Source organism: Bradyrhizobium arachidis, from assembly GCF_015291705.1.
In the GTDB taxonomy this organism is placed as follows: domain Bacteria; phylum Pseudomonadota; class Alphaproteobacteria; order Rhizobiales; family Xanthobacteraceae; genus Bradyrhizobium; species Bradyrhizobium arachidis.
Window position 1 is genome coordinate 6,702,826 of the sequence record NZ_CP030050.1, and the last position, 13,579, is coordinate 6,716,404.

The following is a 13,579-nucleotide window of genomic DNA, read 5'->3' on the forward strand; positions in this document are numbered from 1 at the left end:
CGGCTGTCGGCGCCCGGCCTTGTGCGCAATTGTGCACTGGACCGGGGCGACCCAGTATTCCAGAGACGCCGTGGATACGGAGAAGCTGCGGCGTACTGGATACCCCGCTTTCGCGGGGCAGGACATCGCGGTTAAAGGCTATGCCCGCGCGCGGGCCTTGACGAACGCGTGACCGTTCAGCTTCTTCTTTTTGGCGCGCTTGACGGGCGCCTTCTTGGCCTTGGCTTCCGTGCGCGCCTTCACCTTGGCGCGTTCGACCCGCGCCTCGGCACGCAGCTTCTTGCGCTTGTTCTCGCAGGAGGCGCATTTGCAGCCGATCGGCTTCAGATACGCCTTGAAATAGTCGGTACCGTAATCGTAGTTGATCTCGTCGCCGGGCTCGATGTTCTTGATGGCGCGGATGAACACCTTGCGCTCGCGCGGGCGGACATCCGACTCCGCGTTGGGCCGGCAGGAATGGTTGATGTAGCGTGCGAGATTCTTGCGCACTGAGCCGTCGATGGTCCAGCGGCCGTTGAGCTCGAACAGATATTTGTTCTCGATCTCGTCATGCGCGGGAATGCGCGAGTCCAGGATCGGCCCGAAATAGCGGATAATCCGGGTGCCCTTCTTGATCGGCATGGTGGCGAAGAGGCCAAGGCCGGTCTTGGAACGGCCGACGCGATAAGCTTTGCTGGAAGCGATGGCTGGCATGATCGAATGAGTGACGCGAACGAGATGCGGCAAGCGCGGGCGGAAGCCGCCCTTCTAGAACGATTCCGCGCCGCTGTCAGGTCTATCGCGCCGTTGTTTGAACCTTGCCCACAATGAAGACGTCTGATGGAAAGGTTCCCGCGACTTGAAGGTGTCATCATGAACCGTATGACCCGCACGGGCTTGGCCGTCCTGATCAGCTGCATCGGCCTCAACAGCGCAGTCGCCCAATCCATGGGCAGCTCCTACACGTCGACAGCGCCAAAGGACTGCCGTCAGGTCGGCAAACCCAGCGAGCTCGACGGCAGCACGACGCGGGTCTGCCCGGGCAAGGGCGGCCTGATCGTGCTGATCGACGGGGACGATCTGCGCGAGATCGTCTCGTTCGGCCGCAGCCGCAAGGTCGCTGCGGAGGAACCGGCGGCACAGACCTGGTTCGCCCCATTCAATTCATCCGAGACCACCGTCGAATGGCGGACTGCGGGCGCAAAGCCGTTTGCGATCATCCAGCGCTGGCACATCGCCGACAACAACGATCCCGACAAGAAGGGACGGCCGAACACCAAGGCCCTGCTGGTCGTGACGCGGCTGCCGCCGGGCCCGGTCTGCCATGTCGCCTATGTCGATGCGGTCGCCAATCCCGACGCCAACAAGCTTGCGCGCAAGGCCGCCGACGATTTCGCCCGCAGCTTCACTTGCGGCAAGGACGAGGTGAAGATCATCGGCAATCGCGGCCGCGCTGTCGAGCTCGCAACGATGCGCTAGGTCCTCGCTCAAGCGCTGGCCTTGATGCGGCGATAGCGCGCGAGCAGACGCTCGCCCTTTGCCGCGATGCGCCGTGCCGCCGCAACCGTCCTCGGGACGGGCTCGCCCCAGGCATGCGCCGAGAGCGCATGTCGGGTCGGCTGGCCCTGGGCATCGACCAGCGGCGGCAATTTCGCGCGGCTGTAGAAGCGAACTGCCCAGCTGCCCTTGCGCCGCATCTCCTGCGGCGTCATCTCGGACTCCTTCTTGGTGACGCCGGGCCGCAAGTGAGCGCCCTGCTTGCGCGCAAAAGCCTTGCGGCCGGCTGCGGTCAGGCCGCCGCGCGGATCCTTTTCCCGCGCCGGTGACTTGCGCTTGCGCGAGGACTTTGCCGTCTTCTTCGCGGTGCGCTTGCGGCTCTTCCTCGTTGATCTTTTCTTCGCTGACGTCTTTGCCTTCGAGGATTTGGAAGTCTTCTTCGCTGCCATGCGCATGTTGTCCACGAGGTTGGGATAGCGGCGGCCGGCGCGGCGGGCGCGCGTCTTCGCCGCCGATTTCTGCGCGGGCGTGAGGTGCTTGGATGCCTTGCCCGCGCGCTTGCGCGGATTGGGGCGTTTCCAGGGAGCGCGCGGTGATCTTGCCATGCGGCGTCAACGCCTGACCACGGCAAGGGTTGCCTCGCCCGTCGATCAGGGCCCTGGCAGCTTGCCCGTGATGGGCGCGGTCAGCATTGCCTCGAGCAGCCGTTCGGCCGTCGTGCCCTCGGGCAGACGCTCCAGAATGTCCTCGAGGCGCCCGTCGAGCAGCAGCATGGTGAAGCCGTGCACCATCGACCAGGCGCGCGCGATCGCCGCGCCCTGGTTCAACGTCAGCGCATCGCCGCTGATCTGCTCCTGGCGCATCGCGCCGATGGCATTGGCAAGTCCGGCAAACGAAGCCTCAGCCGCCTCTTGCAACGACGGTCGGGAGTAATCGAGCCGCTCGGTGCGAAACATGATGCCGTACATGCCGGGATGCGCCTGCGCATAGGCGACATAGGCCTTCGGCCGCGCCAGCGCGCGCTCGAGCGGCGTGGCGGCGGCCTCGCAGGACGAGGCCATCGCCGCGTTGAACTGGCGGAAGCCGACGGCCGCGAGCTCGCTGAGCAGACCGGTGAGATCGCCGAAATGATGCGTCGGCGCGGCATGCGAGACGCCGGCCTCGCGCGCCACCGCCCGCAACGTCAGGCCGCCAAGCCCGTCGCGCTCCAGCACCCGTTCGGCGGCCTGGAGCAGCGCCTCGCGCAGGGCGCCGTGATGATAGGGCGTATCGGTCTTCGCACTCGCTGGGCGGCGCGCCGGGCGCGACGCCGCGGTCGAGGTTGTTCGTCCGGGGGCACGTGGGTGACGCGCTGTTTCGCCCTTGGTGTCGCTCTTGGCCATTTGCAAGCTATATGACGCAATATTTACAGTGTAAAGATTTCACTTGACGGAAGCCGCGATCGGCCCTATCCAATCTTGACGATGTAAAGATACGGAGGGCTACGCCGTGCAGCAGGACGGTATCGCCGAGCGCCGCCATAACCTCGGCCCGATTCCATTCGAGGCCGACGCCCCCTTCCTCAAGATCGTCGGCGAATTGCCGCGCGAGCTGAACGGCACGCTCTATCGCAACGGGCCCAATCCGCAGTTCGATTCCCCCGGTGCGCACTGGTTCGTCGGCGACGGCATGCTGCACGCCTTCCACCTCGAGAACGGCCGCGCCAGCTATCGCAACCGCTGGGTCCGCACGCCGAAATGGCTCGCCGAGCATGATGCCGGCCGCGCGCTGTTCGGCGGCTTCGGCCGCAAGCTGCCGGATGCCCCGGCAAACCTCACTGATGGCGGCGTCGCCAACACCAACGTCATCTTCCATGCCGGCAAGCTGCTTGCGCTGGAAGAAGCGCATCTGCCGACCGAGATCGAGCCGGGCACGCTCGCGACACGCGGCTATCACAACTACCAGGGCCGCGTCGCCGGCAGTTTCACCGCGCATCCGAAGGTCGATCCCATCACAGGCGAGCTCGTGTTCTTCGGCTACAACGCCGCGGGGCCGCTGACGCCTGCCCTCTCCTACGGATCGATCGATCCCTCCGGCAAGGCGACGCGCTTCGAACGGTTCGAGGCTCCCTATGCCAGCATGGTGCACGACTTCATCGTCACCGCGAACCATGTGCTGTTTCCGATCCTGCCCATCACCGGCAGCATGGAGCGCGCGATGAGCGGACGGCCGCCTTATGCGTGGGAGCCGGACAAGGGCGCCTATGTCGGCGTGATGAAGCGCAGCGGCACGGCGAAGGACATCGTCTGGTTCCGCGCTGAAGCCTGCTACGTCTTCCACGTCATGAACGCGTGGGAGGAGGAGAACCGCATCATCGCCGACGTCATGCAGTTCGAGGAAGCGCCGCTGTTTCCGCATCCCGACGGCCGGCCGACCGATCCGGAGAAATCGCGCGCCCGACACTGCCGCTGGACGTTCGATCTCTCAGGGAATACCGACCGCTTCCAGCAGACTTATCTCGACGATCTCACCGGCGAATTCCCGCGCATCGACGATCGCCGCGCCGGGTTGAAGAGCCGTCACGGCTGGTACGCCTGCGCCAATCCAAAACTGCCGATGTTCGGCGCGCTCTCGGGCATCGTCCATGTTGACGGCAACGGCCGGCGGCTCGGCCATTATCTGCTGCCCACCGGCGATACCATCTCCGAGCCGGTGTTCGTCGAACGCTCGCAAGATGCGCCCGAGGGCGACGGCTGGCTGCTCGCCGTGGTCTGGCGCGCGCGGGAGAACCGCAGCGACCTCGCGGTGTTCAACGCCTCCGATATCGAGGTCGGGCCCGTCGCACTGGTGCAGCTCGGCCACCGCGTGCCCGATGGCTTTCACGGCAACTGGGTGGGAGCGGCGTAGCGCCCGGTCATTCCGGGGCGCGACGAAGTTGCGAACCAGGAAACGACGGAAAGAGGAGTTTCCCATGCACATTTCCTCGGTCACCGCGGGCTGCCTTGCCGTCCTCGCCCTGACCGGCGCCGTACTCGCGCTCCAGATGATCCGACTGCGGCGACGGGACCATGCCATTTTCAATGGAGGCATCCTGCTGGCCGTCGGCCTCCTGGTTGCCTCCGCGCTGCCGGTCCTGTCGCGCCTGCCCTGGGCGGAATTGGCCGACGAGGCGTCCGACCAAGCCGTTGCAGCACTTCACTTTCTGGAAGTCACCTACACGATTTTGACACTGTAAAGATTTTGCTTGACCCAACGTCGCGCCTGGACTACTGATCTTTACATCGTAAAGATCGACCTGACCGAGGCGGCCCATGGCGATTTTCCTGATCCTCGCGCCCTACGGCGCTTTCACCTTCCTCATGCTGGTGACGTCGGCCGCGGTCAGCGTGTTCGCGGCATCCGCGATCTGCCTCGCCACCGTTGCGATCGACGTGGCGCGCGGCCGCTCGGTGAAGGTGCTGGCCGTCGGCTCGGCGATCCTGTTCGCCGCGATCGGCCTCTATCTCACGCTGCTCGACCCCGCGCTCGGAACGCTCGGCGTCAAGCTGTCGGTCGATATCGGCATCTTCGTCATCTCACTCGGCTCGATGCTGCTCCGCCGTCCCTTCACGCTGCAATATGCCCTCGAAGCGGTCCCGGCCGAGACCGCGGCGATGCCCGGCTTCCGCTATGCCAATTACATCATCACCGGCGCCTGGACCGTGGCCGCGCTGCTCATGGCAGGCGCCAATCTCGTGTTGCTCTACGTCCCCGGCCTGCCGCTCTGGTCGAGCCTTGCGGTGGCCTTCGCCGCCCGCAACAGCGCGATCTACTTCACAAAGTGGTATCCTGAGTATCGCCAGATCAAGTACGGTACGCCGTCCGGCGCACTGCCCGCCCCTCGCTGAACAGGACCGACGATGAAGGACGTATTCGCCCGCCTCGCCTCCGACTTCCTCTCCGCGATCATCTTCCTGGTCATCTATCTCGTCACCGACAACGTCATCCTGGCGACGTCGGTGGCGATTGCCGGCGCGGTCGCGCAGGTGATCTACGCCCGGATCAAGGGGCAGCAGTTGAACTTCATGACTTATGCGAGCGTCGCGCTCGTTGTCGTGCTGGGAGCCGTCACGCTTTTGACCAACGATCCCCGCTTCATGCTGGCAAAGCCCTCGATCGCGCATTTCGCGATCGGTGCCATCATGCTCAAGCGCGGCTGGATGCTGCGCTACATGCCGCCGATCGTCACCGAGACCGTCCCGGAATATGTGACGGCCGCAGGCTATGCGTGGGCGGCGCTGATGTTCGCGATCGGCGCCGGCATGATCTTCGTGGCTTCGACCGGCGATCTGAAGCTGTGGGCGTTCTACATCACAGTGGTCGCGGGCGGCGCCAAGATCCTGGCCTTTGCCGTGCAATATGTGGTTCTCAGGCTCATCGTCACCAGCCGCCGCCGCGCGGCTGCCCGCGCCTAAATGCCTCCAATGCTGGGTTAGGCAGGCCCCGCGAGTTGCGCTATACGCTCGACCCAGGACTGGCCGCGGATTGTCGTGGCCCGCCGGGATTTGTTCGGGAGACGGGAATGGCCGTAGACGGCAACTGGAATCTGACGATGACGACGCCGATGGGCGAGCGGCAGGCGACACTGACCCTGCTGAGCTCCGGCGGCACGCTGACGGGCACGCAGGGCGCCGATGGTAATTCCGCCGAGATCTTCGACGGCACCATCAGCGGCGACGCCATCAACTGGAAGGTCTCGATCACCAATCCGATGCCGTTGACCCTCGAGTTCATCGGAAAGGTCTCCGGCGACAGCATGAGCGGCGAAATGGGCATCGGCCCGATGGGCAGCTTCCCGTTCACGGGCGCGCGGGCGTAAAGACCGCGCTGCATCATGCGTGCGCTCCGTCTCATCGCGGCAACGATCCTGTGCGTCGCGACACTGGCGGCGCGCGCGGATGACACCGAACCGGCGTGGCGTGCAAGCGCGCTCGCCATGGTGCCGGCGGGCTACGTCGCAGGCCTCGCCTACCGCACCGAAGGCTCGACCGGCTATCTCGCGGTCTATCCGGCGCCATCAAACGATCCGAAGACGCCGGCAAGCGTGTTCGCCGCGCGCCAAGTCCTCGTCGTCACGCTGACGGCGGACGCGACGCGCGCGATCTCGGCCGCGTTGAAGCCGCGCACCGAGCCGGCGCCCGACAACGACGACGCCGACTTCGCAAAACTGCACGCCGATCTCGCCGCAAAACGCGCCAGCCTGCCCGAAGGCACCGAGCCGTGCGATCTCGGCGCCTGGTCCATCGACAAGGACCCGAGCGGCCTCAACGTGCGGGCTGAACCTTCCGTGAAAGCACGCGTGCTCGGCACGCTGCCGCCGCCCTACCGGCTCAAGCTCGGCGGCGCCGAGAACACGCCCGACGGCGGCTGGCTCACCGAATTCCGCATCGTCGGCTTCAGGGACGGCTGGTTCCTGATCGAAGGCGCGAGGGCCCCGGGCAAGGACTACGAGGACGAGAAGCGATATCCGCGCAGCGCGCCAAAACCCTATGCGGGCCGCGGCTGGGTCGCGTCGAACAAGGTCGGCGCGAATTACGCCAATGGCGCCACGCGCATGGGCGGACTTTTCCAGGCGCCCTTCGTCGATGCCAAATGGATGCCAGCTCAGCACGAGCTTGGCGGCCCGATTGACGGCGACGGCGGACCGAAGCGGCTCATGGCGTGCAGCGGCGTCTGGGGCCTCGTCGAGAGCTACGACGGCGTCCACGGCTGGTGGCGCGCGCTGTGCTCCAACCAGGTCACGAATTGTAGTTAGAGGCTTCGCCGATAATACATCTCGTCATACGCGGGCCTGCCCCGCGTATCCATCAAAGAACGATGGATGGCCGGGTCAAGCCCGGCCATGACAGCTCAGCCCAAATTCAATTCCTTGAAGAAGTCGTTCCCCTTGTCATCGATGATGATGAACGCCGGAAAGTCGACGACTTCGATGCGCCAGATGGCTTCCATGCCGAGCTCGGGATATTCGAGCACCTCGACCTTCTTGATGCAGTGCTCGGCGAGGTTCGCCGCGGCACCGCCGATCGAGCCGAGATAGAAGCCACCATACTTCTTGCAGGCCTCGCGCACCGCCGGCGCACGGTTGCCCTTGGCGACCATCACCATCGAGCCGCCGGCAGCCTGGAACTGGTCGACGAAAGAATCCATGCGGCCCGCAGTGGTCGGACCGAACGCGCCGGAGGCGTAGCCCTCGGGCGTCTTGGCGGGGCCGGCGTAATAGACCGGATGGTTCTTGAAATAGTCAGGCAGCGGCTCGCCCTTCTCCAGCCGCTCGCGCAGCTTGGCATGGGCAGAGTCGCGCGCGACGATCATGGTGCCGGTCATCGATACGCGGGTCTTGATCGGGTACTTCGAGAACGTCGCCAGGATGTCCTTCATCGGCTGGTCGAGGTCGATCTTGACGACCTCGCCGCCGAGCGACTGCTCGACCTGCGGCAGATACTGCGCCGGATTGTGCTCGAGCTCCTCGAGATAGATGCCGTCCTTGGTGATCTTGCCCAGCACCTGGCGGTCGGCGGAGCAGGACACGCCAAGCCCGATCGGCAGCGAAGCGCCATGACGTGGCATGCGGATCACGCGCACGTCGTGGCAGAAATATTTTCCGCCGAACTGCGCGCCCACACCCAGGCTTTGCGTCATCTTGTGGATTTCCTTCTCCATCTCGACGTCGCGGAAGGCGTTGCCGTCAGGCGAACCGTGGGTTGGCAGCGCATCAAGATAGCGGGCGGAAGCGAGCTTCACCGTCTTCATGCAGAGCTCGGCAGAGGTGCCGCCGATGACGATGGCGAGGTGATAAGGCGGGCACGCGGCGGTGCCGAGCGTCAGGATCTTTTCCTTCAGGAACGCGAGCAGCCGGTCCTTGGTCAGCACCGAGGGCGTCGCCTGGAACAGGAAGCTCTTGTTGGCGGAGCCGCCGCCCTTGGCCATGAACATGAACTTGTAGGCGTCGTCACCCTCGGCGTAGATCTCGCACTGCGCCGGCATGTTGTTGGCGGTGTTCTTCTCCTCGTACATCGAGAGCGGAGCCACCTGCGAGTAGCGCAGATTGCGGCGCAAGTAAGCATCGCGCGCGCCTTCCGACAGCGCGGCCTCGTCGTCGCCGTCGGTGATGACGTTGCAGCCCTTCTTGCCCATGATGATCGCGGTGCCGGTGTCCTGGCACATCGGCAGCACGCCGCCGGCCGCGATGTTGGCGTTCTTCAAAAAGTCCAGCGCGACGAACTTGTCGTTCGGGCTCGCCTCGCCGTCTTCGAGGATCGCGCGAAGCTGCTTCAGATGGCCGGGGCGCAGATAGTGATTGATGTCGCCAAAAGCCGCCTCCGACAGCGCCCGCAGCGCTTCGCGCGACACCACCAGCATGTCCTTGCCCAGAACCTTCTCGACCCTGACACCCTCGGACGAAATCTTCTTGTAGGGCGTCTCGTCCTTGCCCAGGGGAAACAGCGGGGTATGCTTGTAGGGCGGAACGGGCTTTGACGGGTCGGGGAAGGCGGTGGGAGCGTTCATGGGGCAAATCTCGGGGTTTTGGAGCCCTGGCGGGCCCTAGCATAGAAGCGTTCTAAGCTTTTTTGACGCAAAGGGAAGGCGTTCCGGCGCGGCCGGGGCATCCGGATTCGGCAGCCTGACGGCCCTCTTTCTGCGATGTCAGCGGAGCCGCATGGCCATCATGATGCTCGGAAGACCTGGGTGCACCCCTTGCGCTCCGGGCGCGACAAAGGTTGAATGCGCGCCCTCAGAGGCTTTTCATCATGATTTTCAAACTGAACCTCCGCGGCGCGATTCTTGTCGCCGCCGCCGTCACCGGCCTTGTGACCCTCACCTCGCCCGCGCGCGCCGACCGCTGCGATGACAGTGCCAAGGAGCTGGCGAACCAGATCGATCGTCTCAAGGTGAATTTCCGCGCCGGCAACATCGTGTACCTGACGCATCCCTCGGCCAAGGAGCTGTCGGTGGGTTGCCGCGGCGACAAATATTCGATCGAGCTCTATGCCAAGGGCGACCGCAAGCCAACGCCGGAGTTCTTCGCGCTGGTGGGGTCGATGGCGGCGATCGTCTTCACCGTGACCAAGGACGACACCACCACGGGCGCGACACGCTGCCTGAAGCGGATGGGTCTCTTGCGCGGTGACAAGATCACGATGCGTTACCGGCGGCTCAACATGGACTGCACCCGCACCAAGACGGATGCCTCCATCGCGATCACGCGCGGCAAGGACGAGTAGGCAAGCCTCGCTCTCTCCGCACGCTCCGTCATTGCGAGCGCAGCAAAGCAATCCAGAATCCCTCCGCGGAGGCAGACTGGATTGCTTCGCTGCGCTCGCAATGACGAGGAGAGGTTCGTACGCTTCCTTGCACAGCGCGATGAGGCGCGAAAAGGCGCATTCCACCGCACCATTCCTCGCATTTTAACAATTGCCTTGAAGGAAATTTCGCTCCTCCCGGGGCAGGGTCAATTGTTTCCATGTGTGAGGATTTGTGGATGAGCGTTTCTACCGTTGCGCCGCCGCCGATCGCGATCGTGGTGCCGAGCTACGACGCGATCAAGCAGCAGGACGATCAAACCAAGGCCAAGGACAACGACCCGACCTACAAGCCGCAGCCGCCCGCGCCGCTGCCGCCGGGCCAGGGCACGCGGATCGATCAGCTCATCTGATCGCGTCCTTCTGAACTTGAAACGCCCGATCCCGGTCGATCGGGCCTTTCGTATGTCCGGTCGCATCTTTGCCGGTTAGCCGGGTCGATATCGTGCGCGGTTGACCCCGCCCCCCACGAGCAGAACGCGATCCTCTTCATCCCGGTGGCCCGCTGTTGTTCGCGTCCGCCGTGCCCTCCATTGGCCACCGGCCCGGCTGTTCCTCGCCACGTCCGCCCTCCTCGCCGCCAGCATCCGGCCGGCCTCGTTCAGCATCCGCAAAGGCGGCGCTGAACCGAGCGGGCACCTGCCCAGTCACATCAAGTGTGACCCGGCTCATCACGATTCCGCATCCGGCGTGCTCATCTGCGAGGCCGACGAGTCCGTCTAGGCGCCCATGAGACACCCAATGGAACTGCAAGCCAATGGAACTGAATGACAAGCTGCTCTCGCTGGTGACGGACATCTACGATGCCTCGCTCGACGATTCCCGATGGACGACCACGCTTGGCAGCATCATCGATCTAGCGGGCGGCCAGAGCGGCGGTCTGGTCCGGATCGGGGCCGGCGGCGAGGCCGTGATCTCGCACGCCGTCGGCGTCGAGCCTACCTATATTCAGTCCTACATCGAAACCTACGAGCCATTCGATCCGTCGCGCGGCGTGCTCCACGCGCCGGTCGGCCAGATCCAGACGATCCGGGACTGGATCGATGTCGACGAATTCTGGACGACCACGTTCTACAACGAATGGACCCGGCCGCAGGGTCTCGAGGACGCCGCCAATATCCTGCTCGACAAGTCCGCCGACGGGATATCCCGCCTCTCGATCATGAAGGCCGGAGGTCCTGTCGATCGCAGGATGTACCAGGTGATCTCTTACCTCACGCCGCACATGCAGCGCGCGATGCTGGTCCGGCAGAAGCTCCAGCAGCAGAACGAACTCGGGACGGCGTCGGCCCGGACGCTCGACGCCCTGCGAACCGCCGTCCTGCTGCTCGATGGCAACGGCCATATCACCCATTCCAATGAAAGCGCGCGGGAGCTTCTCGATGGCGCCGACGTGCTTCGCTCGGTCCACGGCCGGCTCGCGACGTCCGACCTCAATGCCGATCGTGTGCTGCGCCAGGCGCTGACGGGGACCGCTGTCGGCGACCGCGCGATGACGAGCGCGAGCATCTCGCTGCATCTGACGGCCCGCGACGGCTCGCATTATGTCGGGCATCTCCTGCCGCTGACCGCCGGGCGCCGGCAAATGTTCGGGGCCAGCTATGAGGCCTGCGCCGTCCTGTTCATCAGCAAGGCAACGATCGATACGATCGTCGCGCCCGACCTCATCCGCAAGCTGTTCAAGCTGACGCCGACCGAGCTGCGCGTCTTCCTCGCCATCGTCGAAATCGGCGGGGTTCCTGACGTAGCCAGAAGCATGGGCATCGCCAAAACGACCATCAAGACCCATCTCACCCGGATCTTCATCAAGACCGGCACCAAACGGCAGGCGGATCTGGTTCGGCTCATCGCGGCCTTTACACCGCCCATCAAGATCTGAAGCCGGCCCATCGCATCGGCCGCATGTTTGCCGGAAAAAATCGCTATACAACAGTCCGGGATGGAGCCGGATCGAGCATGATCGCCCGACTGCTGTTGCAGAACACGATCTTCACCGTCGCGATGGGCGCATTGCTGTTCGCTTGCGCCGGGACCTTGCACTGGCCTTCGGCCTGGGTGTTCCTCGTCACCTCTGCCTTGCTCGGCCCGCTCTGTGGCTGGTGGCTCTACCGGCTCGACCCGGCGCTGCTCGCCGAACGTCTGCGTCCGGTCATCCAGCGGGACCAGCCGCCCGCCGACAAGGCGTTCATCACAGTGTTCATCGTTGCGATGCTGGCCTGGCTGGTCGCGATGGGCCTCGACCGGCGGCTGCTTGCATCCGACGTACCGCTCGCCCTGCAGATCCTCGGCTTCGTGTTGTTCGTGCTCTGCATGCTGTTCACGATGTGGGTGTTCCGCGAGAACTCGTTCGCGGCGCCCGTGGTGAAGCTGCAAGCCGAGCGCGCACAGCGGGTGATCTCGACGGGTCCCTACGCTCATGTGCGCCATCCCATGTACAGCGGCATGGTCCTGTTCTTCGCGGGCCTCCCGCTGCTGCTTGGCTCGTGGTGGGGACTTGCGATGGCGCCCCTCTTCCTCGCGCTGTTTGCGGTCCGCATCGGAATCGAGGAGCGCACGCTGCGCGAGGGCTTGCCGGGCTATGCCGATTATGCGGCGCGAGTGCACTACCGTTTGCTGCCGGGCGTGTGGTGAGCGCGCATCACGCCTCAGCACCCTAAACGGAAAAACGCTGCCCTCCTTCGATCGACTGACGTCGCCGGATGCGAGCCTCGCTAGAGGAAACGCGCACCCACACAACGAAAGACGCGACAATGTTCTGCAAGCCGCCCTGTCCCGACGAGCACGACCTTGCGCCCGATGAGTCAAGCGAGCGGGCTGGTCACGATCGCTCACAATTTGCCGGAAGCCATCAGGTTTTCGGGCGCTTGATCGCGCCCGAAACGGCCGGTCCGGAACGGGGGCTGCCGCCAGCTTCCGTCCGGACCGGCTAATTGTCGAGCTCGCGATAGCGGCGGAAGATGCCCTGCTCGTTGAAGGGAATGCGGCGCTCGCTTGCGAGATAGGCTTTGATGTTCGGCCGCGCGGCGATCCGGTCGTGCAGGCCGACGAGACCCGGAATATCCGTCTCGAACGCCTTCATGCGCTTCGGAAACGCGTAGCGCAGCCCGGCGACGATCTGGAACAGCGAGAGATCGACGTAAGTGAGCCGGCGGCCGGTGACGTAAGTGCCGCCATTGCCGGCGAGCAGCTGCTCGAAATAGCCGAGATATTTCGGCACGCGCTCGTCCCAGAAGTCGGCGGTGCGCTTCTTCGCGGCCGGCCGCGCGTCCTCGTAATATAGCGAAGGTCCGAGCGGATGATGGGTGTCATGGATCTCGACTACGAGATCGGTGATGGTGAGCTGAAGCTGGTGCACCCAGAGCTGGCCTGCTTCCGTCTTCGGTGCGAGGCCGTGGCGGCTGCCGAGATAGAGCAGGATGTTCGCGGTCTGGCCGATGACGAGCTTGCCGGCTTTGAGGAACGGCGGCGCAAAGGGCGGGGTGCCGCCATCCGCGTCCATCATCTTCATCATCGCACTGGTGCCGCGCGGCCCCCGCGCGACGTCGACGTAAGCGGCCCCTGCCTCCTCCAGCGCCAGCCGCACATATTCGCCGCGGCCCTGGATCTCGGGCCAATAGTAGAGCTCGTATTTCATGGGAGGGGTCCGTGAGCGTGAATGCTGCGGAACCAATGTAGCATGTGGCTCGGGGTTCCGTCAGGGCGAGACGGAACAGCCGCGCCACAAGCACACTGTCATTGCGAGCCAACGGGTCCGCGCGAAGCGCGGCCCGATGACAGGCTCCGCG

General features: G+C 64.7%; 16 protein-coding genes. 11 read left to right on the forward strand and 5 right to left on the reverse strand.

Features of this window, described 5'->3' with window-relative positions; all coding sequences use genetic code 11:
- Positions 1 to 138: 138 nt before the first annotated feature.
- The gene (locus WN72_RS31580; RefSeq protein WP_092213799.1) at positions 139 to 693 is read right to left on the reverse strand and encodes an SET domain-containing protein; all 555 of its coding nucleotides are present in this window, start codon (positions 691 to 693) and stop codon (positions 139 to 141) included.
- Between the two features lie 159 nt (positions 694 to 852).
- Here WN72_RS31580 and WN72_RS31585 point away from each other — a divergent pair, with 159 nt between their 5' ends.
- Positions 853 to 1,458, forward strand: a complete 606-nt coding sequence (locus WN72_RS31585) for a hypothetical protein (RefSeq protein WP_167380654.1) — start codon at positions 853 to 855, stop codon at positions 1,456 to 1,458.
- Positions 1,459 to 1,466: 8 nt separating this feature from the next.
- Here WN72_RS31585 and WN72_RS31590 read toward each other — a convergent pair whose 3' ends face one another.
- Together WN72_RS31590 and WN72_RS31595 are read right to left on the reverse strand one after the other, a co-directional pair.
- Positions 1,467 to 2,081, reverse strand: coding sequence for a DUF6321 domain-containing protein (locus tag WN72_RS31590; RefSeq protein WP_092213426.1), 615 nt, complete (start codon positions 2,079 to 2,081; stop codon positions 1,467 to 1,469).
- A gap of 45 nt (positions 2,082 to 2,126) precedes the next feature.
- On the reverse strand, positions 2,127 to 2,858 hold the full coding sequence (locus WN72_RS31595) for a TetR/AcrR family transcriptional regulator (protein WP_092213424.1): 732 nt from the start codon (positions 2,856 to 2,858) through the stop codon (positions 2,127 to 2,129).
- 106 nt (positions 2,859 to 2,964) lie between these two features.
- Here WN72_RS31595 and WN72_RS31600 point away from each other — a divergent pair, with 106 nt between their 5' ends.
- The 6 genes from WN72_RS31600 to WN72_RS31625 all read left to right on the forward strand — a co-directional run bounded on the left by WN72_RS31600 (position 2,965) and on the right by WN72_RS31625 (position 7,249).
- Positions 2,965 to 4,362, forward strand: coding sequence for a carotenoid oxygenase family protein (locus WN72_RS31600; RefSeq protein WP_092213422.1), 1,398 nt, complete (start codon positions 2,965 to 2,967; stop codon positions 4,360 to 4,362).
- Between the two features lie 64 nt (positions 4,363 to 4,426).
- Positions 4,427 to 4,690 (forward strand): hypothetical protein, encoded by a 264-nt coding sequence (locus tag WN72_RS31605; protein ID WP_027560298.1) that lies wholly within the window; start codon positions 4,427 to 4,429, stop codon positions 4,688 to 4,690.
- Between the two features lie 76 nt (positions 4,691 to 4,766).
- Positions 4,767 to 5,342 (forward strand): hypothetical protein, encoded by a 576-nt coding sequence (locus WN72_RS31610; protein ID WP_092213420.1) that lies wholly within the window; start codon positions 4,767 to 4,769, stop codon positions 5,340 to 5,342.
- Between the two features lie 12 nt (positions 5,343 to 5,354).
- A complete protein-coding gene (locus WN72_RS31615; RefSeq protein ID WP_027560300.1) occupies positions 5,355 to 5,909 on the forward strand; it encodes an inner membrane-spanning protein YciB in 555 nt (184 codons plus the stop codon).
- A gap of 107 nt (positions 5,910 to 6,016) precedes the next feature.
- Positions 6,017 to 6,313, forward strand: coding sequence for a hypothetical protein (locus WN72_RS31620; RefSeq protein WP_092213418.1), 297 nt, complete (start codon positions 6,017 to 6,019; stop codon positions 6,311 to 6,313).
- A gap of 15 nt (positions 6,314 to 6,328) precedes the next feature.
- Complete coding sequence (locus tag WN72_RS31625) at positions 6,329 to 7,249, forward strand: SH3 domain-containing protein (protein ID WP_092213416.1); 921 nt, start codon at positions 6,329 to 6,331, stop codon at positions 7,247 to 7,249.
- A gap of 95 nt (positions 7,250 to 7,344) precedes the next feature.
- On the opposite strand, the gene WN72_RS31630 is transcribed toward WN72_RS31625, so the two are convergent.
- Positions 7,345 to 9,000 (reverse strand): fumarate hydratase, encoded by a 1,656-nt coding sequence (locus WN72_RS31630; protein ID WP_027560303.1) that lies wholly within the window; start codon positions 8,998 to 9,000, stop codon positions 7,345 to 7,347.
- A gap of 242 nt (positions 9,001 to 9,242) precedes the next feature.
- On the opposite strand from WN72_RS31630, the gene WN72_RS31635 reads away from it, so the two are divergent.
- The 4 genes from WN72_RS31635 (at position 9,243) to WN72_RS31650 (ending at position 12,425) form a co-directional block, all read left to right on the forward strand.
- Positions 9,243 to 9,716: a hypothetical protein gene (locus WN72_RS31635; RefSeq protein WP_092213414.1), complete on the forward strand. Its 474-nt coding sequence runs from the start codon at positions 9,243 to 9,245 to the stop codon at positions 9,714 to 9,716.
- 257 nt (positions 9,717 to 9,973) lie between these two features.
- Positions 9,974 to 10,147, forward strand: coding sequence for a hypothetical protein (locus WN72_RS31640; protein ID WP_167380653.1), 174 nt, complete (start codon positions 9,974 to 9,976; stop codon positions 10,145 to 10,147).
- 404 nt (positions 10,148 to 10,551) lie between these two features.
- A complete protein-coding gene (locus tag WN72_RS31645; protein ID WP_092213412.1) occupies positions 10,552 to 11,673 on the forward strand; it encodes a helix-turn-helix transcriptional regulator in 1,122 nt (373 codons plus the stop codon).
- 77 nt (positions 11,674 to 11,750) lie between these two features.
- Positions 11,751 to 12,425 carry a methyltransferase family protein gene (locus tag WN72_RS31650; RefSeq protein WP_092213410.1) on the forward strand — a complete coding sequence of 225 codons (675 nt, stop codon included), beginning with the start codon at positions 11,751 to 11,753 and terminating at the stop codon, positions 12,423 to 12,425.
- Between the two features lie 295 nt (positions 12,426 to 12,720).
- Here the strand turns inward: WN72_RS31650 and WN72_RS31655 are convergent, their stop codons facing one another.
- A complete protein-coding gene (locus WN72_RS31655; RefSeq protein ID WP_092213408.1) occupies positions 12,721 to 13,428 on the reverse strand; it encodes a glutathione S-transferase in 708 nt (235 codons plus the stop codon).
- Positions 13,429 to 13,579: the final 151 nt, after the last annotated feature.